The organism is Methylobacterium soli (genome assembly GCF_008806385.1).
GTDB lineage: Bacteria > Pseudomonadota > Alphaproteobacteria > Rhizobiales > Beijerinckiaceae > Methylobacterium > Methylobacterium soli.
This window is the reverse complement of record NZ_VZZK01000005.1, coordinates 197,780-217,363: the sequence shown is the minus strand read 5'-3', so window position 1 is coordinate 217,363 and position 19,584 is coordinate 197,780. Positions and strand designations below refer to the sequence as shown.

Annotated in this window: 14 protein-coding genes; 9 read left to right on the top strand and 5 right to left on the bottom strand. The window is 69.2% G+C overall.

What is annotated here, in order from left to right:
* The first annotated feature begins 145 nt into the window (after window positions 1–145).
* Window positions 146–4,246, top strand: coding sequence for a Pls/PosA family non-ribosomal peptide synthetase (locus F6X53_RS07065; RefSeq protein WP_150998781.1), 4,101 nt, complete (start codon window positions 146–148; stop codon window positions 4,244–4,246).
* A gap of 100 nt (window positions 4,247–4,346) precedes the next feature.
* On the opposite strand, the gene F6X53_RS07060 is transcribed toward F6X53_RS07065, so the two are convergent.
* Entirely contained in the window at window positions 4,347–5,003 is a 657-nt protein-coding gene (locus tag F6X53_RS07060; RefSeq protein ID WP_150966623.1) for an alpha/beta hydrolase, read from the bottom strand.
* Between the two features lie 294 nt (window positions 5,004–5,297).
* Between F6X53_RS07060 and F6X53_RS07055 the strand changes: the two genes are divergently transcribed.
* The 7 genes from F6X53_RS07055 to F6X53_RS07025 all read left to right on the top strand — a co-directional run bounded on the left by F6X53_RS07055 (window position 5,298) and on the right by F6X53_RS07025 (window position 12,540).
* The gene (locus F6X53_RS07055) at window positions 5,298–6,467 is read left to right on the top strand and encodes a cysteine desulfurase family protein (protein WP_150998777.1); all 1,170 of its coding nucleotides are present in this window, start codon (window positions 5,298–5,300) and stop codon (window positions 6,465–6,467) included.
* Between the two features lie 67 nt (window positions 6,468–6,534).
* A complete protein-coding gene (gene sufB / locus F6X53_RS07050; protein ID WP_150998774.1) occupies window positions 6,535–8,004 on the top strand; it encodes a Fe-S cluster assembly protein SufB in 1,470 nt (489 codons plus the stop codon).
* A gap of 80 nt (window positions 8,005–8,084) precedes the next feature.
* Window positions 8,085–8,837 (top strand): Fe-S cluster assembly ATPase SufC, encoded by a 753-nt coding sequence (gene sufC, locus F6X53_RS07045; protein ID WP_150998771.1) that lies wholly within the window; start codon window positions 8,085–8,087, stop codon window positions 8,835–8,837.
* 3 nt (window positions 8,838–8,840) lie between these two features.
* Window positions 8,841–10,163, top strand: a complete 1,323-nt coding sequence (gene sufD, locus F6X53_RS07040; protein WP_150998768.1) for a Fe-S cluster assembly protein SufD — start codon at window positions 8,841–8,843, stop codon at window positions 10,161–10,163.
* A 211-nt stretch (window positions 10,164–10,374) separates the two neighbouring features.
* Complete coding sequence (locus F6X53_RS07035; RefSeq protein ID WP_150998765.1) at window positions 10,375–11,619, top strand: cysteine desulfurase; 1,245 nt, start codon at window positions 10,375–10,377, stop codon at window positions 11,617–11,619.
* 12 nt (window positions 11,620–11,631) lie between these two features.
* Entirely contained in the window at window positions 11,632–12,012 is a 381-nt protein-coding gene (locus F6X53_RS07030) for an SUF system Fe-S cluster assembly protein (protein WP_150998762.1), read from the top strand.
* 147 nt (window positions 12,013–12,159) lie between these two features.
* Entirely contained in the window at window positions 12,160–12,540 is a 381-nt protein-coding gene (locus tag F6X53_RS07025) for a HesB/IscA family protein (protein WP_150998759.1), read from the top strand.
* Window positions 12,541–12,568: 28 nt separating this feature from the next.
* Here the strand turns inward: F6X53_RS07025 and F6X53_RS07020 are convergent, their stop codons facing one another.
* From F6X53_RS07020 to F6X53_RS07010, 3 genes are all read right to left on the bottom strand, one after another.
* Window positions 12,569–13,633 (bottom strand): GGDEF domain-containing protein, encoded by a 1,065-nt coding sequence (locus tag F6X53_RS07020; protein WP_150998757.1) that lies wholly within the window; start codon window positions 13,631–13,633, stop codon window positions 12,569–12,571.
* Window positions 13,634–13,765: 132 nt separating this feature from the next.
* Window positions 13,766–15,331, bottom strand: coding sequence for a DEAD/DEAH box helicase (locus F6X53_RS07015; protein ID WP_150998754.1), 1,566 nt, complete (start codon window positions 15,329–15,331; stop codon window positions 13,766–13,768).
* Window positions 15,332–15,545: 214 nt separating this feature from the next.
* Entirely contained in the window at window positions 15,546–15,812 is a 267-nt protein-coding gene (locus tag F6X53_RS07010) for a hypothetical protein (protein ID WP_150998751.1), read from the bottom strand.
* Window positions 15,813–16,221: 409 nt separating this feature from the next.
* Here F6X53_RS07010 and F6X53_RS07005 point away from each other — a divergent pair, with 409 nt between their 5' ends.
* The gene (locus F6X53_RS07005) at window positions 16,222–17,094 is read left to right on the top strand and encodes an outer membrane protein (RefSeq protein ID WP_150998748.1); all 873 of its coding nucleotides are present in this window, start codon (window positions 16,222–16,224) and stop codon (window positions 17,092–17,094) included.
* Window positions 17,095–17,320: 226 nt separating this feature from the next.
* On the opposite strand, the gene parE is transcribed toward F6X53_RS07005, so the two are convergent.
* Complete coding sequence (gene parE, locus F6X53_RS07000; protein ID WP_150998745.1) at window positions 17,321–19,396, bottom strand: DNA topoisomerase IV subunit B; 2,076 nt, start codon at window positions 19,394–19,396, stop codon at window positions 17,321–17,323.
* Window positions 19,397–19,584 lie beyond the last annotated feature (188 nt).

Genomic DNA, 19,584 nt, shown 5'->3' with positions numbered 1-19,584 from the left:
GCGGTATCCGCCGCCTTGCCCGTGGGCGAGCGGCGCGGCTGGCTTGCCCGGAGAGGCGGCCCGCCTCGATAACGGCACGATCCGGGACCATGGACCGGCAGACAAGGCGGTTCCCACGGTGACGGGGCCGGCAGCGGAGCAGCGGATGAGCAGTCTCGCCGAGATGACCCGGCCCGTCGCGGAGACGCACGCGCAGGAGCGCGTGGTCGCGGCGCGCGCGGTGGATGCGAGCCTGTCGGGCAAGGCCTTCCTGCGCGGAGCGGTCCAGCCCGAGCTGATCCGCGACGAGGTTCTGCCGGAGATCTTCCTCGCCACCGCCGCTGCACGGCCCGACCACCCGGCCCTGATCGACGGGGCGCGGAAAGGTCCCGACGGGCGCCATCCGCACCTGACCTACGCGGAGGTGGTCGCGCAAGCGGGGCGGATCGCCCGGGGGCTGGCGCATCGCGGCATCGGCCCCGGCGACGTGGTCGGCCTCTGGATGGCGCGCGGGCCGGACCTCCTGGTCACGCAGATCGGCATCACCCTGTCGGGGGCGGCCTGGCTGCCCTTCGACGCCGAGGCGCCGGCGGACCGGGTGGCGGTCTGCCTCGCGGATGCGGCCGCCAAGGCGCTCCTGGTTTCCTCGGCGCTGCGGCCCGGCGCGCCGGATGCCGCGCCCGCCCTGACCCCGGACGAGCTTGCCGCCGGCACCCCCGCCGACGCGCCGATCCCCGACCTGCGGGCCGCCGGCCTGACGCCGCGGCACCCGGCCTACCTGATCTACACCTCGGGCTCGACCGGCGTGCCCAAGGGCATCGTCATCAGCCACGCCAATATCTGCCACTTCCTGCGCTCCGGGAACGCCCTCTACGGCATGCGGGGCGACGACGTCGTGTTCCAGGGCGCCTCGGTCGCCTTCGATCTCTCGATGGAGGAGATCTGGGTCCCGTATCTCGTCGGCGCGAGCCTGTTCGTGGCCTCGCCCGCCATGATGGGCGACGTCGAAGCGCTGCCCGGCATCCTGACGGAGGCCGGCTGCACCGTCATCGACACCGTGCCGACGCTGCTTGCCATGATCAGCCAGGACCTGCCGACCGTCCGCCTCGTGCTGCTGGGTGGCGAGGCCCTGCCGGAGCCCCTCGTCGCCCGCTGGGCGACCCCCTCGCGCCAGCTCTTCAACACCTACGGGCCGACGGAGGCCACCGTGGTGGCGACCGCGGCCGAGATGCGGCCGGGCGAGCCCGTCACCATCGGGGGCCCGATCCCGAACTACACGATCTATGTCGCGGACGAGGCCCTCAACCTGCTCGCGCCCGGCCAGCAGGGCGAGTTGCTGATCGGCGGCCCCGGCGTTGCCGGGGGCTATCTCCAGCGGCCCGAGCTGACGGCGGAGAAATTCGTCGCCAACCCCTTCGCGGATGACGGCGCCGACCCGGTCCTCTACCGCTCGGGCGACGCGGTGACGCTGGATGCGGCCGGCAACATCCTGTTCCAGGGGCGCATCGACGACCAGGTGAAGATCCGCGGCTTCCGGGTCGAGCTCGGCGAGATCGAGGCGCGGATCCAGGCGCAGGCCGGCCTCAACCAGGCGGCCGTGGTTCTGCGCCAGGACGACGGCGTCGACCGCCTCGTCGCCTTCCTGGTGCCCGAGCGCGGGGCGGAGATCGACAAGGCCGCTCTGCGCCAGGCGCTCGCGGCCCAGATGCCGCCCTACATGGTGCCGGGCCATTTCGAGTTCGTGCCGGTCCTGCCGCGGCTCACCTCCGGCAAGGTCGACCGCAAGGCCCTGAGGGCCGCGCCCCTGACGATCGCGGTCGTCGAGGGCGAGCAGGAGCCCCCCGCCAACGAGACCGAGGCGGCCCTGCTCGCCGCGGCGAACCAGGTCTTCGGGCCGCAGCCGATCCTCCTCGACGGGGATTTCTTCACCGATCTCGGCGGCCACTCGCTGCTGGCGGCCCGCTTCGTCTCGGCGGTGCGCGAGGCGCCGGCGCTCGCCGCCATCACCCTGCAGGACGTCTATGCCCGCCGCACCCTGCGGGCGATGTCGGACGCCCTGATCGAGCGCACCGGCGGGGCCGGCTCGCAGGCCGTGTCCCGCGACCTCGCCTTCGCGGCGCCGCCGCTCCTGCGGCGCGCCCTCTGCGGCCTCGCCCAGGCGGTCGCGCTGCCCTTCGTGATCGCGCTCGCGACCGCGCAATGGCTCGGCATCTTCGTCACCTACCTGCTGCTCACCGGCGGCTCGCTCGGCTTCTTCGGCGAGCTCGCCGTGCTGCTCCTCGTCTATATCGGCATCAACGCCGTCACGGCCTGCATCGCGGTGGCCGCCAAGTGGCTGATCCTCGGCCGCACCCGGCCCGGGCGCTACCCGCTCTGGGGCGTCTACTATTACCGCTGGTGGCTGACGCAGCGCCTGACCCCGCTGGTCCACGTGAAGTGGCTGCAGGGCTCGCCCGCCATCGTGATCTACCTCCGTCTCCTCGGTGCCCGGATCGGGCGCGACACGCTGATCTCGGACACCGACATCGGCGCCCCCGACCTCCTCAGCATCGGCGACGGCGCGTCGCTCGGCGGGCGCCTCGTCATCGCCAACGCGGAGGTGACCGGCAACGAGCTCGTGATCGGCAGCGTCACGATCGGGCGCGACGTCGCCATCGGCACCTCCTGCGTGATCAGCCACGACACGGAGATCGGCGATCAGGCCGAGATCGCCGACCTCACGACGATCCCGGCCGGCACCCGGGTCGGCGCCCGCGAGTGCTGGGACGGCTCGCCCGGCCGCAAGGTGGGCCTGGCCGATCCGAGCGGCCTGCCCGAGCCCGCCACCGCCTCGCCTCGACGCCGCGCCGCCTTCCTAGCCGCCTACACGCTGCTCCTGGCGGCGATCCCGGCGGTCGGCCTGCTGCCGATCTTCCCGGCCTTCTTCATCTTCGACCAGATCAGCGACAGCCTCGGCACCATCACGGATATCGACTACCACTGGTACCTGCCGCTGCTGACCTGGCCGACCGCCATGCTGATGACGGCCGGGACCGTGATGCTGATCGCCGGGATCCGCTGGGCGATCCTGCCGCGCCGGCGCTCGGGCACCTACTCGGTCCATTCGGGCTTCTACCTGCGCAAATGGACCGTGGCGCTCGCGGCCGAGGTCACCCTCGAGACGCTGTCCTCCCTCTTCGCCACCGTCTACATGCGGGCCTGGTACCGGCTGATGGGCGCCCGGATGGGGCAGGGCGCCGAGATCTCGACCAATCTCGGCAGCCGCCACGACCTCGCGGCGATCGGCGCGCGCAACTTCATCGCCGACGAGGTGGTCTACGGCGAGGAGGAGATCCGCCGCGGCTGGATGCACCTGCACGAGGCCCGCACCGGCGCCCGGGTCTTCGTCGGCAACGACGCGGTGGTGCCGCCCGGCGCCGTGATTCCCGACGACGTTCTCATCGGCATCAAGTCGAAGCCCCCCGCCAATTCCATGATGGCGCCGGGCGAAACCTGGTTCGGCTCGCCGCCGATCAAGCTGCCGGTGCGCCAGAAGGTCGATCTCGGCTCGCTCGCCCAGACCTACGAGCCGGGCCTCGGCCCGAAGCTCCGGCGCGGAATCTTCGAGGCCTTCGCGACCTCGTTCTCGCCGATGCTCTACATCACCCTCGCGATCACGGCGATCGACTGGTACTTCTACCCGGCGATCCTGGCGGGCGACTGGCTCGGCCTCGCCGTCAGCTTCGTGGTGGTGAGCGTCGCCATCGCGATGATCCAGTCCTCGGCCGTGATCGGGCTGAAATGGCTGCTGATGGGCCGCTACCAGCCCGGCATGCGGCCGATGTGGTCCTGGTGGGCCATGCGCACCGAGGCGATCGCGGTGGCCTATTGGGGCCTGGCCGGCAAGGTCCTGCTGGAGCACCTGCAGGGCACCCCGTTCCTGCCCTGGGCGCTGCGCCTGTTCGGCGTGAAGGTGGGGCAGGGGGTCTGCATGCTCACCACCGACATCACCGAGTTCGACTGCGTGAGCATCGGCGACTACGCCACCATCAACCGGACCTCGGCCCTCCAGACTCACCTCTACGAGGACCGGATCATGAAGGTCGGCCGGGTCGCGGTCGGGCGCGGCGTCTCGGTCGGCGCCTTCTCGACGGTGCTCTACGACACCCGCGTCGGCGATTACGCCCGGCTTCGCCCGCTCACCATCGTGATGAAGGGCGAATCGATCCCGGCCCATTCCGAGTGGGAGGGCGCGCCCGCCGTGCCGGTGGTGCACGAAGCGCCCTGAATGACCCCGGATGCGAAAGCGGGCGCGGACATCGAGGGATGTCCGCGCCCGCCGCGTTCCTGTGGATTGCGCCGAGTCCGCTGGCCGGCGCGCGGCCCGCTCAGGCGGCCTCTTCCCGCTTGCCGAGGCGCTTGTCGAGATAGGTGTCGACGGTCTGGGTCAGCTCGTCGACCTTGCCGTCGAAGAAGTGATTGGCGCCCTCCACCATCTGGTGCTCGATGATGACGCCCTTCTGGGTCTTCACCTTCTCGATCACCGGCATCACCTCGCGGGCCGGCGCCACGCGATCCTCGGAGCCGTGCACGAACAGGCCGGAGGAGGGGCAGGGCGCCAGGAAGGTGAAGTCGTAGCGATTGGCCATGGCGGCGATCGAGATGAAGCCCTCGATTTCGGGACGCCGCATCAGCAGCTGCATGCCGATCCACGAGCCGAAGGACACGCCCGCGATCCAGCAGGCCCGCGCCTCGGGGTTGACCGACTGCACCCAGTCGAGGGCGGCGGCCGCGTCCGAGAGCTCGCCCGAGCCGTGGTCGAACGCGCCCTGACTGCGCCCGACGCCGCGGAAGTTGAAGCGCAGGGCCGCGAAGCCCCGGTTGGCGAACGTGTAGAAAAGGTTGTACACGATTTGATTGTTCATCGTGCCCCCGAACTGGGGGTGCGGGTGCAGCACGATGGCGATCGGGGCGCCCTTCTTCTTGGGTGCCTGGTAGCGCCCCTCGAGACGACCGGCGGGACCCGTGAAAATAACCTCGGGCATCGTGTTCAAAACTCCTTCTTGCCGTCGCCGACGCGCTCGTTTGGGGGCGGCCATGCGCGACGACGAATGCTGGCCTGAGCCTTGACTCACGGAACGGCGAACTTACAAGCGCTCTTAGAATCGTTCTAGACGATTGGAACTATTCTAAAGAACACGGCTTGGTCCGTACGCCGTCGGTCGCCACCCCGTCGTCGGCTGCATGGACTGCATGTGCTGCGCGGGCCTTAGCATGATGCGGGGGGGCAAAAGCAAGGAAATGTCGGCAATCGGCCGGACGCTCGCGATGGGTTGTTCATGAACCAGGCTCGCGCCTATCTCGACCACAACGCCACCTCGCCGGTCCGGCCGGAGGTGTCGGCGGCGGTCGCGCGCGCGCTGGAGCTTCCCGGAAACCCCTCCTCGATCCACCAGGAGGGCCGGCAGGCCCGCGCCGCCCTCGAGGCGGCGCGCGAGGCTCTGGCCGGCCTCGTGGGCAGCAGCCCGGCCCGGATCGTGTTCACGAGCGGCGGCACCGAGGCCGCGAACGCGGTCCTGTCCGGCGCGCTCCGGCGCCAGGGCCTGCCGGCCCCGACCCGTCTCTTGATCGGTGCCACCGAGCATCCCTGCGTCTCGGCCGGGCACCGCTTCGGTCCGGACGCGGTCGAGACCATTCCCGTCGAGGGGACGGGCCGCATCGATCTCGGCGCGCTGGGCGCCCGGCTCGACGCGCTGCGCGGCGAGACCGTGCTGATCTCCGTCCATGCGGCCAACAACGAGACCGGCGTGGTGCAGCCCCTCGACGCGGTCGTGGCGCTGGCCCGCGCGCATGGCCGCGCCCTCGTCCACAGCGACGCCGTGCAGGCGATCGGCAAGATCGCGGTGGATTTCGACCGGAGCGGACTCGATGCGCTGACGCTCTCAGGCCACAAGTTCGCCGCCCCGAAGGGCGTCGGCGCCCTGGTGCTCGCCCCCGGAATCACCCTCGAGGCCGCCTTCCTGAGGGGCGGCGGCCAGGAGCGGCGCCTGCGCTGCGGCACCGAGAACCTCCCCGGCCTCGTCGGCATGGGGGAGGCGGCTCGCATGGCCGGAGCGGGCCTTTCGGCCGAGGCCGCGAGGCTCGAACGCCTCCGGGATGGGCTGGAGGCGGGCGTGCTGGCGCGGGCACCCGACGCGGTGGTGTTCGGGCGGGGCGCGCCCCGCCTGCCGAACACCCTGTGCTTCGCGCTGCCGGGGCTCGATGCCGCGACCGCGCTGATCGCCCTCGACCTTGCCGGGGTGGCCGTGTCTTCGGGATCGGCCTGCGCCTCGGGGAAGGTCGCGCGCTCCCCGGTCCTGGCCGCGATGGGCGTGAGCCCTGCGCTGGCCGCGGGGGCGCTGCGCGTGAGTTTGGGCTGGAACACGCTCGAAAGCGACGGGGTCCGCTTCCTCGACGCCTTCGATCGCGTGGGTTCGTCCCTATATAAGCGGCGAGGGGAAGCGGCATGATCGCCGGACGCCCGAGCCATTTCAGGAACCCCCGGCCCTTGACGCCGGTGATGGTAGGAGAAGCCTGATGCCTGCAGTGCAGGACACGGTCGATCGCGTTCGCGCCATCGACGTCGATCAATACAAGTACGGATTCGAGACCACCATCGAGATGGAGAAGTCCGAGAAGGGCATCTCCGAGGACGTGATCCGCTTCATCTCGGCCAAGAAGGACGAGCCGGAATGGATGCTGGAATGGCGCCTCGACGCCTATCGGCGCTGGCAGACCATGAAGGAGCCCGATTGGGCCCGGGTCTCCTATGACAAGGTCGATTATAGCGACATCTACTACTACGCGGCGCCCAAGCGCCCGGCCGCGATGTCCCTCGACGAGATCGACCCCGAGATCCTGAAGACCTACGAGAAGCTCGGCATTCCGCTGCGCGAGGTCGAGGTGCTGGAGGGCATCGCCCCCGAGCGCCGGGTGGCGGTCGACGCCGTGTTCGACTCGGTCTCGGTAGCGACGACCTTCAAGGCGGAATTGTCGAAGGCCGGCGTGATCTTCATGCCGATCTCCGAGGCGATCCGGGAATATCCGGAGCTCGTGCGGAAATATCTCGGCTCGGTCGTGCCGGTGACGGACAATTTCTTCGCGACGCTGAACTCGGCCGTGTTCTCGGACGGGTCGTTCGTCTACATCCCGCCGGGCGTTCGCTGCCCGATGGAGCTGTCGACCTATTTCCGCATCAACGAGCGCGATACCGGCCAGTTCGAGCGCACGCTGATCATCGCCGACAAGGGCTCCTACGTCTCGTATCTCGAGGGCTGCACCGCCCCGAAGCGCGACGACAACCAGCTCCACGCCGCGGTGGTCGAGCTCGTGGCGCTCGACGACGCCGAGATCAAGTACTCGACCGTCCAGAACTGGTACCCGGGCGACAACGAGGGCAAGGGCGGCATCTACAACTTCGTGACCAAGCGCGGCGATTGCCGCGGGCGTAACGCCAAGATCTCCTGGACGCAGGTCGAGACCGGCTCGGCGATCACCTGGAAATACCCGTCCTGCATCCTGCGCGGCGACAATTCGCGGGGCGAGTTCTACTCGATCGCGGTGTCGAACGGCATGCAGCAGGTCGATTCCGGCACCAAGATGATCCATCTCGGCAAGAACACCACCAGCCGGATCATCTCGAAGGGGATCTCGGCCGGGCGCTCGCAGAACACCTACCGGGGTCTCGTCTCCGCCCACAAGAAGGCGACGAACGCCCGCAACTTCACCAATTGCGACTCGCTCCTGATCGGCGACCAGTGCGGCGCCCACACGGTGCCCTACATCGAGTCGAAGAACGCGTCCGCGGTGTTCGAGCACGAGGCCACCACCTCGAAAATCTCCGAGGACCAGATGTTCTACTGCCAGAGCCGCGGGCTCTCCAACGAGGAGGCCACGGCGCTCATCGTCAACGGCTTCGTCCGGGACGTGCTGCAGCAACTGCCGATGGAGTTCGCCGTCGAGGCCCAGAAGCTGATCTCGATCAGCCTGGAAGGCTCGGTCGGCTAGGGCGGCGCGAATGCGGCCGCGCTCCTCCGGGGCGCGGCCCACCCCGCCATCATTCTTATTTCTGACTTTCGGAACGCACTATGCTTGAGATCAAGAACCTCGTCGTGCAGATCGAGGACAACCGCATCCTCAACGGCCTCGACCTCACCGTGGGTGACGGCGAGGTTGCCGCCATCATGGGCCCGAACGGCTCGGGCAAATCGACCCTGTCCTACGTCATCGCCGGCAAGGTGGATTACGAGGTCCTCGAGGGCGAGATCCTGCTCAACGGCGAGAACATCCTCGAGATGGGCCCCGACGAGCGCGCGGCCGCGGGCGTGTTCCTGGCCTTCCAGTACCCGCTGGAGATCCCGGGCGTCGGCACCATGACCTTCCTGAAGGCCTGCCTCAACGCGCAGCGCAAGGCGCGCGGCGAGGGCGAGCTCTCGACGCCCGACTTCATCCGGAAGGTCAACGCCGCCGCCGAGACCCTCGAGATCAACCGGGACATGCTCAAGCGCGCCCTCAATGTCGGGTTCTCCGGCGGTGAGAAGAAGCGCATGGAGATCCTCCAGATGGCGCTGCTGCAGCCGCAATTCTGCGTCCTCGACGAGACCGATTCCGGCCTCGACATCGATGCCCTGCGCATCGTCTCCGAGGGCGTGAACGCGCTGCGCGCCGAAGGGCGCTCCTTCCTCGTCATCACCCACTACCAGCGCCTCCTGAACCACATCGTGCCCGACACCGTGCACGTCATGTCGCAGGGGCGGATCGTGAAGTCCGGCGGCAAGGAGCTGGCCCTGGAGCTCGAGGCTTCGGGCTATGCCGAGTACCGCGCGAGCGAGGCTGCGTAAGCCATGGCCGACGTCACCAATCTCCGCACCGCCGCAGAGGCCGGCCTCAGCAAGCTGTTCGAGGTCGCCCGCATGCAGTTCCCCACGGGCGTCTCGATCGCCCGCGAGGAAGCCTTCCGCTACTTCGAGGCCGTGGGCCTGCCGAGCCGGCGGGTCGAGGCCTTCAAGTATACGGACCTGCGCGCCGCCCTGAAGGAGGCGGCCGCCCCGGCCGAGAGCCCGGCCGCGGAGGTCGTGCGGGCTGCGGTCCAGGATGCCAAGGGCTTTGCCGGGATCGAGGCCGTGCGCCTGACCTTCGTCAATGGCCACCTGGACCTCGGGGCCTCCGACCTCGACCGGGTCCCGGGGCAGGTCACGATCACGCCCTTGAACGACGCGCTCGCGAACGGCGATCCGCTGCTCGACCGGCTCGCGCCGGTGGCGCAGACCCGCGAGAACCCGATCTACCAGCTCAACGCCGCCTTCATGGCGGATGGCGCGCTGATCCGCGTCGCGGCGGGCGCCAAGGTCGAGACCCCGATCCACCTGCGCTTCATCGGCACGGGCTCGGCGGCGTTCTCCACCGCCACCCGCGTCCTCGCGGTGGTGGAGGAGGGGGCCGAGGTGACGATCCTGGAGAGCCACGAGGGGCCGGACGGGATCGCGTATCAGCCCAACGACGCCCTCGACGTGGTCGTGGCCGACCGGGCGCGCTTCCACCACACGCGCCTGAACACCGAGGGCCAGGCGGCCGTCGCGCTCTCGACGATCTCCGCCCGCCTCGGGGCGGAATCGCATATCGAGACCGTCAACCTCGTGGTCGGGGCGGTGCTGTCGCGCCACCAGATCTACCTGCATTTCGCGGGCGAGAACGCCACCGCGACGGTGAACGGCGCCACGATGCTGGGCCATGGCCAGCTCGCCGATTCGACGCTGCTGGCCGACCATGCGGCGGTGGGCGGCGTCAGCCGCGAGCTGTTCAAGACCGTGATCGACGGCGATTCCACCGGCGTCTTCCAGGGCAAGATCATCGTCGAGCAGATCGCCCAGAAGACCGACGGCAAGATGAAGTCGGATTGCCTGCTTCTGTCGGATGACGGGCAGATGATGAACAAGCCGGAGCTGGAGATCTTCGCCGACGACGTGGCCTGCGGCCACGGCGCCACCTGCGGCGCCCTCGACGACGACCTCCTGTTCTACCTCATGGCCCGCGGGCTGCCGAAGCCGCAGGCCGAGAGCCTGCTGGTCCAGGCCTTCCTCGGCGAGGCCGTCGAGGCGGTGAGCCACGAGGGCGCCCGCGCGGCGCTCATCAGCGAAGTCGAGGCCTGGCTCGCCAGGCGCGGCTGAGATCCGGCGGGCCGGCCACTATTCCGGCCCGTCGCGGGCATCCCCTCCGCGGCCTCACCCTCGGGTGGTGCCGCTTCCGGAACGCCTCCAACGGCAGCCTCCGGCTCCCCGCCCGGGATCCCGGGGCTGCCCGCGAGGCCATCCGCTTCGCTCCGGCGCCTCGTTCCCGAGGCGGGGGCGGGGTGATCCCGAGAGGTTCAGGGCTGATTCCATGAACGCACCCGTGCTGCAGACCCCCTACGATGTCGACGCGATCCGGGCGCAATTCCCGATCCTGTCCGAGACCGTCTACGGCAAGCCCCTGGTTTATCTCGACAACGCCGCCTCGTCGCAGAAGCCGCGCGCGGTGATCGACGCCATGGTGACCTGCATGGAGACGGGTTACGCCAACGTCCATCGCGGCCTGCATTTCATGGCGAATGCCGCGACCGAGGGGTTCGAGGGCGCGCGCGAAACCACGCGCCAATTCCTCAATGCCAGCTCCACGGACGAGATCATCTTCACCCGCAACGCCACCGAGGCCTACAACCTCGTGGCCAGCTCGATGGGCTGGGCCGGGATGATCCAGGAGGGTGACGAGATCATCCTCTCGATCATGGAGCACCATTCCAACATCGTGCCCTGGCACTTCCTGCGCGAGCGCCGGGGGGCCGTCATCAAGTGGGCGCCCGTCGACGACGCGGGCAATTTCCTCGTTGATGAGTACGAGAAGTTGTTCACGCCCCGCACCAAGATGGTGGCGATCACCCACATGTCGAACGTGCTCGGCACGGTGACGCCGGCCGAGGAGATCGTCCGCATCGCCCATGCCCACGGCGTGCCTGTGCTGCTCGACGGGGCCCAGAGCGCCGTCCACCGCAGCGTCGACGTGCGCGCCCTCGATTGCGATTTCTACGTCTTCACCGGCCACAAGGTCTACGGACCGACCGGGATCGGCGTGCTCTACGGGAAGCGCGAATGGCTCGAGCGCCTGCCCCCCTACCAGGGCGGCGGCGAGATGATCCGTACCGTCACCCAGGACGCCATCACCTACAACGACCCGCCGCACCGCTTCGAGGCCGGGACGCCCGCGATCATCGAGGCGGTGGGCCTCGGCGCGGCGCTGGAATTCATGATGAGCCTCGACCGCGAGCGCATCGCCGCGCACGAGGCGGACCTCACGGCCTATGCCGAGGAGCGCCTGCGCGCGATGAATTCCGTGCGCCTCATCGGCACGGCCAAGGACAAGGGTGGGGTCATCGCCTTCGAGATGAAGGGCGCGCATGCCCACGACATCGCCACCGTGATCGACCGGCAGGGGGTGGCCGTGCGGGCGGGCACGCATTGTGCCATGCCGCTCCTCAACCGCTTCGGGGTGACCTCCACCTGTCGCGCCTCGTTCGGGCTGTATAATACCCGTGCGGAGGTCGACGCGCTGGTCGAGGCGCTCGCCAAGGCCGAGATGCTGTTCGCCTGAGGGATAACGAGTATGTCCGACGCAACGATCACCGGCGGCCCGCACGCCCCCGCGATGGAGGGCGCCTCCGCCATCCCGCCCGAGGAGCTCGACCGCCTCACCGACGACATCGTGGCGGCGCTCAAATCCGTCTACGATCCGGAGATCCCGGCCGACATCTACGAGCTCGGCCTGATCTACAAGGTCGACATCGCCGATGACCGCAAGGTCGCCATCGACATGACCCTGACGGCCCCGGGCTGCCCGGTCGCCGGCGAGATGCCAGGCTGGGTCGAGAACGCCGTCTCGGCGGTGCCGGGCGTTCAATCCTGCTCGGTCACGATGGTGTTCGACCCGCCGTGGGACCAGAGCCGCATGTCCGACGAGGCCCGGGTCGCGCTCGACATGTGGTGAGGCGGCCCCGCCCGGGATCGCCCCGGTTATGATCGCTTCCGACATTGCGGCTGCCGGTGGACCCCGGCCGGGCGGATGCTTATCTTCGAGGATGTCGCCACTCACGCACCCGCCCGGGCCTTGAACCCGGCCGCCGGAGAGCACCTGATGTCATCACGTTTCAAGGTCATGTCGCTGACGGATGCGGCGGCCGACCGGATCAAGGCGATCATCGCCGACGCGGACCGGCCCATCGCGGGGCTGCGGGTCGGCGTGAAGAACGGCGGCTGCGCCGGCATGTCCTACACGATGGAATACGCCGACGGCCCGCAGCCCGGCGAGGACACGATCGAGGACAAGGGCGTCACGGTCTTCATCGACCCGAAGGCGGTCCTGTTCCTGCTCGGCACGCAGATGGACTTCCAGACCACGAAGCTCGCGTCGCAATTCGTGTTCAACAACCCGAACCAGACTTCGGCCTGCGGCTGCGGCGAATCCGTCGCCATTACGCCCGTGAACCCGGACGCCCTGAGGGCTGCCTTCGCCTGAGGCCGTCGGCCGAACGCCGCGTCGCCGCTCAGGCGACGTGCGAGAGGGTGTCGAGGGGGCGGCTGTCGTCGACGCAGCGGTTGCGCCCCTGGCGCTTGGCTGCGAACATGCACAGGTCCGCGCGCTCCAGGAGCGAGACCGGCGTGTCCCCGCGCTGATAGGCGGCGATGCCGAGCGAGACCGTCACCTTGCCGAGCGATTCGCCGGTCGAGCGCTTGACCAGTTCGCGCCCCATCACGCTGGTCCGGACGTGCTCGGCGATGCCGAGGGCGGTCGCCCGGTCGGTGTCGGGCAGCAGGATCCCGAATTCCTCGCCGCCGAAGCGCGACAGCGTCGCGCCGGGGCGCATATGCTCCCGCATCACGATGCCGACGAGGCGCAGGACCTGATCGCCCGTCAGGTGGCCGTAGAGATCGTTGAAGCGCTTGAAGAAATCGATGTCGAGCACGATCAGGCTCGAGGGCGTGGCGCGGCTCGCCGCCGTCTCGACGGTTTCAGCCAGCATCGCCTCGAAGTGCTTGCGGTTCGACAGGCCGGTGAGCGGGTCGGTCAGGCTCTCGATGCGGGTGGCCTCGAGGGTCTCGCGCAGGGACTCGATCTCGGAGCGGCTCTCGCGCATGCGGGCTTCGAGCGTGCGGTTGTTGGCCGCGACCTCGCGGGTGGTGGTGACGAGGGCGGCCACGATCTCGCGGATGCGAACCCGGTTCAGGGTCGCGCCCGCGAGGTCGTGCGAGAAGGCCCGCAGGGATTCGCCGTATTGCGCCGTCGATCCGAGGGAAAGGTCGAGCATCTCGGTGATGCCCTCGATCTCGGACAGCACGCTCGCGCTCATCTTCTCGGCCGCGACCGAGAGGCGGCGCCCGTCGATATAGGTGTCGTGCAGGGAATCGATGTCGTCGTTGGTGAGGCAGCCGCTCTGGGTGGTCAGCCGCTTGATCGCATCGTTCATCAGGGGCTGGGCCCCCGAGACATAGGTGTACCAGACGGTATAGGCGCGCGGGCTCGCCGAGGGACCGTAATCGCGCATCAGCTGGTTGGCACGGTCTGCCAGCGCGAAGGTTCGATCCCGGTCGCCGTGACTCCCGTCGCTCATCCGATCACCATCATCCGATCAGGGCCGTTGCCGACCTTCGCCGGCAGGCGCCTGCCGCACTGGCCATCATGGCCCGGCGACCGTGCATGGAGGGTTAAAAGCGGAGGCTCAGGACGGCGTTGAATCTGGCGTTTATTTGCGCTTCTTGACGACGGCCGGGCGCAGCAGAAACGCCGGCACATGCGCACCGAGCCCCACCGGCGTGGCGCCGTCATCCTCCTCGCGGTGGCGCCCGCGGGGCCCGCGATCCTGCCGTCGATCCTCGCCGCGCTCGGGCCGGGACCGCGACGGCGCGGCGGCGACCGGAGCCACGGAGACCGGGGCCTCGGCGCGCGGCGGGGCGGCCTCGACCTCCTCGGAGCGGCTGCGCTCGGGCGCGGCCCGGCGCGCCGAGGCGCCGCCGCGGCTTTCTCCGCCGCGGGCCTCGCCACCACGACCTTCGCCGCCGCGACCTTCGCCGCTGGCGGAACGGCCGCGCGAGCGCCGTGCGGGCTCCGCGGTGCCGCGGGTGGAGCGGCCGCGATGGCGGGTGCGGGTCTCGCCCTCCGCCTCGCCGGATTCGGCGAGGGCCGAGAGGTCGCCGTCGAGCCAGGGGATCGGCTGGCCGATCAGGGTCTCGATGGCCTGGAGCGAGCGGTCGTCGCCGCGGCCCACCAGGGTGAAGGCGTTGCCGGCCCGGCCCGCCCGGCCGGTGCGGCCGATGCGGTGGACGTAATCCTCCGGATGATGGGGCACGTCGAAATTGAAGACGTGGCTCACGGCCGGGATGTCGAGGCCGCGCGCCGCCACGTCGCTCGCCACGAGGAGCGGAACCTCGCCGGAGCGGAAGCCGTCGAGGGCGATCGTGCGGGCCCGCTGATCCATATCGCCGTGAAGCGCCGCGACGTTGAAGCCGTGGCTCGCCAGCGATTTCTGCAGCAGCGCAACGTCGCGCTTGCGGTTGCAGAAGATGAGGCCGTTGTTCAGCTCGGCCTCGCCCCGGATCAGGCGGCGCAGGCGGTCGCGCTTCTCGTGGCCCTCCGACCCGGTCGCCACGAGGCGCTGCACGATCGTGGTGGCGGTGGAGGCCGGGCGGGCGACCTCGACGCGCTGCGGATTGTGCAGGAACATGTCCGCGAGGCGCTCGATCTCCGGCGGCATCGTTGCGGAGAAGAACAGCGTCTGACGCGTGAAGGGCACCATCTTCACGATGCGCTCGATATCGGGGATGAACCCCATGTCGAGCATGCGGTCGGCCTCGTCGATCACCAGGAGCTCGACGCCGGTGAGCAGCAGCTTGCCGCGTTCGAAATGGTCGAGCAGGCGCCCGGGCGTCGCGATCAGCACGTCGGTGCCGCGCATCAGCTTGGCGTCCTGGTCTGCGAAGGAGACGCCGCCGATGATCAGCGCGACGTTGAGCTTGTGGTTCGTGCCGTAGCGCTCGAAATTCTCCACGACCTGAGCGGCGAGCTCGCGGGTGGGCTCGAGGATCAGCGTGCGCGGCATGCGGGCCCGGGCGCGCCCGTTCTCCAGCATGGTCAGCATCGGCAGCGTGAAGGCCGCCGTCTTGCCGGTGCCGGTCTGGGCGATGCCGAGAACGTCGCGGCGCTCCAGCACGTGCGGGATCGCCTGGGCCTGGATCGGGGTCGGCTCGGTATAGCCCGCAGCCGTGACGGCCTGGAGGACCTTGTCGCTCAATCCGAGATCGGCAAATGACATTGTTATCAGAGAACCGTTGCGCGCGCGAAGTGGCCGGCCGGCGCGGAGGAGATCATCGCGGCAACGGCATCAACGGTTGTCTCGTCTACGAACCCGCCGCGCATGCGAGTGCGGGGACACTTAGAGCCTTGGCGCGCCCTGTCAATCAGCCGAGGGCGGCCGGCCGCGTCTTATCCCGGCGGTTCGAGGGCCAACGGAAAGCCACGGCGCGAATTCAGCGGCCCGTGAGGCGCAGGGCACAGGGATCGAGGGCGACGGACCGGGCGGCGCCGGCGATCGAGCCGGTCGTCTCCGGGTCACGGAGGTTGGGGTCGCGGTAATCCGCCCTGGAGGCGACCTGCGCCGGATCTGCGGAGGTCGACACGGCCCGCGCGTGATATTGCGTCGCGCCGCACCCGACGAGGACCGACACCGCGACGATCCGCATGGCCCAGGCGACGGCGCCGGTCCGGCTCGGGCTCTCGGTCTCATCCTGGGGCATCGCGCTCCCCCCTTTGCGCGAGCGGACGGGCGCCGGTCGCGGAAGGAAGATCGCCGAACAGGGTTAATGCCGGCCTTACGCGTCGGGCGATCGGACGCGGGCGAAAACGGAACTAAAAGTTCGGATCAGCGGATCGCCAGCATCATCATGCAGGATAGCCGGGCGGATTCTGGAGAGGCGGCAACATTCGTCGAACAACGCCAGATTGCAGCTCGACCAATGTTTGCCCTGTGCCGCATGTGCGCCAGAACACGTCTCTCCGGGACACATTCTTACCTGCTCATAACCTTCACCATTCGTTGACACATCGTCCCTTATCTGAGGCTGCTTGTTGCAGGAAAGCGACAGACCCGACGACCATCACGGCCTAAAAGCACGCCGGCTTTCGCCAACCAGGACCAGTGAAAAAATGAAAAAGCTCCTCCTCGCTTCGACCGTTCTCGCCGGCATGACCGCCGTCGCGTCGGCGGCCGACCTTCCCCGCCGCGCCGCCCCCCCGCCGGTCTTCGCTCCGGTTCCGGTCTTCACCTGGACGGGTTTCTACGCCGGTTTCAACGCCGGCTACGGCTTCGGCACTCAGGATGACCGCGCCCCGACCGTGATCGGCGTCCCCGCCGGCCCGACCGCCGCCTCCAGCCTGTTCGTCACCGGCGCGGGCGCTCCGGCTGCCGGCGTCGTCGCCTTCTCGAACCGCAACAACAACGACGGCTTCGTCGGCGGTGGTCAGATCGGCTACAACTACCAGTTAACCCCGGGCTCGGGTGTCGTGATCGGTATCGAGGCCGATGCCCAGTACGCCGATTTCGGCCGTAACCGGAACCGCTTCGCGGCGACCCCCGGCCTGAACGCCGGCTCGCTGGTGTTCAACCCGAACGGCCTGTCGAGCCTCGACTACTTCGGCACCGTCCGCGGTCGCCTCGGCTACGCCTTCGACCGCACCCTCGTGTACGGCACCGGCGGCTTCGCCTACGGCTCGGGCGGCGGTCGCCAGTTCGGCCTGCCCAACAGCTCGACCGACAACTTCCAGACCGGCTGGGCTGCCGGCGGCGGTATCGAGTACGCGCTCCCCACCGACTCGTTCCTGAACTTCTTCCGCTCGTCGGCCGTGACGCTGAAGGTCGAAGGCCTGTACGTGAACCTCGACCGCGGCAACCGCAACAACGGCGCCTTCGCGGTCACCCCGAACGGCACCGTTCTGTCGACCGCTCTTGGCGGCCGCCGCCAGGACACCGAGTTCGCCGTCGTGCGCGCCGGCCTGAACTACAAGTTCGGCAGCTACTAAGCCGAACCGAACGTCCCGCGGGCCGATCGCCCGCGGGACGCCCGGTCCCAGCGTGATCCTGCCCGATCCCGCGTGATCGCGTGAAGAAGCCCGGCCGAGAGGCCGGGCTTTTTCGTATCCGTCTCGCTGCCCGCCATGCCCCTGACGACGTCTCCTCGGGCTCCCAGACGAAAACAGCCCGGCCTCTCGGCCGGGCTTCGGATCTCTGGGGCCTTCTCGGCCGCGATCAGATATCGAGGTCGCTGCCCTCGGCGAAGACCGCGCGCTCGGAGATGAAGGCGAAGCGCGCCTCCGGCTTGTTGCCCATCAGGCGATCCACCGTGTCGCCGGTGGATTCCCGCGCCTCATCGAGGACCGCGACGCGCAGGAGGGTGCGCTTCTTCGGGTCCATCGTGGTTTCCTTCAGCTGCGCCGGCATCATCTCGCCGAGGCCCTTGAAGCGGCCGATCTCGACCTTGCCGCTCTTGAAGAGGCTCTTGATGAGCTGCTCCTTGTGGGCATCGTCGCGGGCATAGGCCGTCTTGGTGCCCTGCTGCAGCCGGTAGAGCGGCGGGATCGCGAGATAGAGGTGCCCCTTGTCGATGAGCTTGGGCATCTGCCGGTAGAAGAAGGTGATCAGGAGCGAGGCGATGTGGGCGCCGTCGACGTCGGCATCGGTCATGATGATGACCTTGTCGTAGCGCAGGTCCTCGCCGCGGTATTGTCCGCCGGTGCCGCAGCCGAGCGCCTGGGTCAGGTCGCCGATGAGCTGGTTGGCGCCGAGCTTGTCGCGGCTCGCCGAGGCCACGTTGAGGATCTTGCCGCGCAGCGGCAGGATCGCCTGGGTCGCCCGGTCGCGCGCCTGCTTGGCGGAGCCGCCGGCCGAATCGCCCTCGACGATGAAGATCTCCGAGCCCGCCATGCCGGCGGTGGAGCAATCCGCGAGCTTGCCGGGCAGCCGCAGCTTGCGGGTCGCGGTCTTGCGCGCGACCTCCTTCTCCTGTCGCCGGCGCAGGCGCTCCTCGGCCCGGTCGATCACCCAATCGAGGAGCTTGTTCGCCTGGGCCGGGGAGGCGGCGAGCCAATGGTCGAAGGCGTCGCGGATCGCCGTCTCGACGATGCGCGACGCCTCCACGGTGGCGAGCTTGTCCTTGGTCTGGCCCTGGAACTCGGGCTCGCGGATGAAGACCGAGAGCATCGAGGCGCAGGTCGCCATCACGTCGTCCGTGGTAACGGCCGTCATGCGCTTGGCCTGGTTCACCCGCTCGGCATGCTCGCGCAGGGCCCGCAGGAGCGCGACGCGCAGGCCCGATTCGTGGGTGCCGCCCTCGGGCGTCGGGATGGTGTTGCAGTAGGAGGCGGAGACGCCGTCATCCTGCACCATCCAGGCGACCGCCCATTCGAGCGAGCCGTGGCTGCCGGGCTTCGTGACCTTACCGGAGAAGATCGCGTCGGTGACGAGCTCCTTCCCCTCGATGTCGCGGGCGAGATAGTCGCGCAGGCCCCCCGGAAAGCGGTGCACCGCCTCGGGCGGCACGTCGGGCAGGCCCTCCAGCAGGGCGGGGGCGCAGCGCCAGCGGATCTCGACGCCGCCGAACAGGTAGGCCTTCGAGCGGGCCATCTTGAACAGGCGCCGGGGATCGAACTTCAACGATCCGAAGATCTCGGCATCGGGATGGAAGCGCACCCGGGTGCCGCGCCGATTCTGCACGCGCCCGATCGTCTCCAGCCCGCCCTGCGCGTGGCCGCGTGAGAAGGTCTGGCGATAGAGCGTCTGGTTGCGGGCGACCTCGACCTCGAGGAGATCCGAGAGGGCGTTCACCACCGAGATGCCGACGCCGTGGAGGCCGCCGGAGGTCTCGTAGACCTTCGAGTCGAACTTTCCGCCCGCGTGCAGGGTGGTCATGATCACTTCGAGGGCGGATTTGCCGGGGAATTTCGGATGCGGGTCGACCGGGATGCCGCGGCCGTTATCCGTGACCACGAGGGCGCCGCTCTCCTCCAGTTCCACCTCGATGAAGCTCGCATGGCCGGCGACTGCCTCGTCCATGGAATTGTCGATCACCTCGGCGAAGAGGTGGTGCAGCGCCCGCTCGTCGGTGCCGCCGATATACATGCCCGGCCGGCGCCGAACCGGCTCCAGGCCCTCCAGCACCTCGATGGTCGAGGCGTTGTAGCCGGCCTCGGTGCTCTCGGGCGCGGGCAGGGGGGCGGGCGGCGTCGGGCTGAGCTTGCGCCGGCGCTCGCTCTCCCGCACCGGCAGGGACGAGACGGCGGCGGGCTTGCCCCCCGGGCCGAAGAGATCGCGGGCCGGATCGCTCACGCGCGCGCCCCGTGCGGGTGGGTTTCGTCTCGCAGCATTCGCCTTCATCCGCTCCTTGTACCGGAACAAACCGGAAACATTCAAGGGCTGCACCGCCACGCGCGTGCGGTGGACCATCGCATGCGCGCAACGACCGGGCCAGCCGAGCCCCCGGCTCGCGACCGGGCCGGCGCGCCATCCTCCGCGAT

Coding starts and splice junctions, on each gene's coding strand:
- F6X53_RS07065 (WP_150998781.1), top strand. CDS start 146: ATGAGCAGTCTCGCCGAGATGACCCGGCCCGTCGCGGAGACGCACGCG.
- F6X53_RS07060 (WP_150966623.1), bottom strand. CDS start 5,003: ATGCCCGAGGTTATTTTCACGGGTCCCGCCGGTCGTCTCGAGGGGCGC.
- F6X53_RS07055 (WP_150998777.1), top strand. CDS start 5,298: ATGAACCAGGCTCGCGCCTATCTCGACCACAACGCCACCTCGCCGGTC.
- sufB (WP_150998774.1), top strand. CDS start 6,535: ATGCCTGCAGTGCAGGACACGGTCGATCGCGTTCGCGCCATCGACGTC.
- sufC (WP_150998771.1), top strand. CDS start 8,085: ATGCTTGAGATCAAGAACCTCGTCGTGCAGATCGAGGACAACCGCATC.
- sufD (WP_150998768.1), top strand. CDS start 8,841: ATGGCCGACGTCACCAATCTCCGCACCGCCGCAGAGGCCGGCCTCAGC.
- F6X53_RS07035 (WP_150998765.1), top strand. CDS start 10,375: ATGAACGCACCCGTGCTGCAGACCCCCTACGATGTCGACGCGATCCGG.
- F6X53_RS07030 (WP_150998762.1), top strand. CDS start 11,632: ATGTCCGACGCAACGATCACCGGCGGCCCGCACGCCCCCGCGATGGAG.
- F6X53_RS07025 (WP_150998759.1), top strand. CDS start 12,160: ATGTCATCACGTTTCAAGGTCATGTCGCTGACGGATGCGGCGGCCGAC.
- F6X53_RS07020 (WP_150998757.1), bottom strand. CDS start 13,633: ATGAGCGACGGGAGTCACGGCGACCGGGATCGAACCTTCGCGCTGGCA.
- F6X53_RS07015 (WP_150998754.1), bottom strand. CDS start 15,331: ATGTCATTTGCCGATCTCGGATTGAGCGACAAGGTCCTCCAGGCCGTC.
- F6X53_RS07010 (WP_150998751.1), bottom strand. CDS start 15,812: ATGCCCCAGGATGAGACCGAGAGCCCGAGCCGGACCGGCGCCGTCGCC.
- F6X53_RS07005 (WP_150998748.1), top strand. CDS start 16,222: ATGAAAAAGCTCCTCCTCGCTTCGACCGTTCTCGCCGGCATGACCGCC.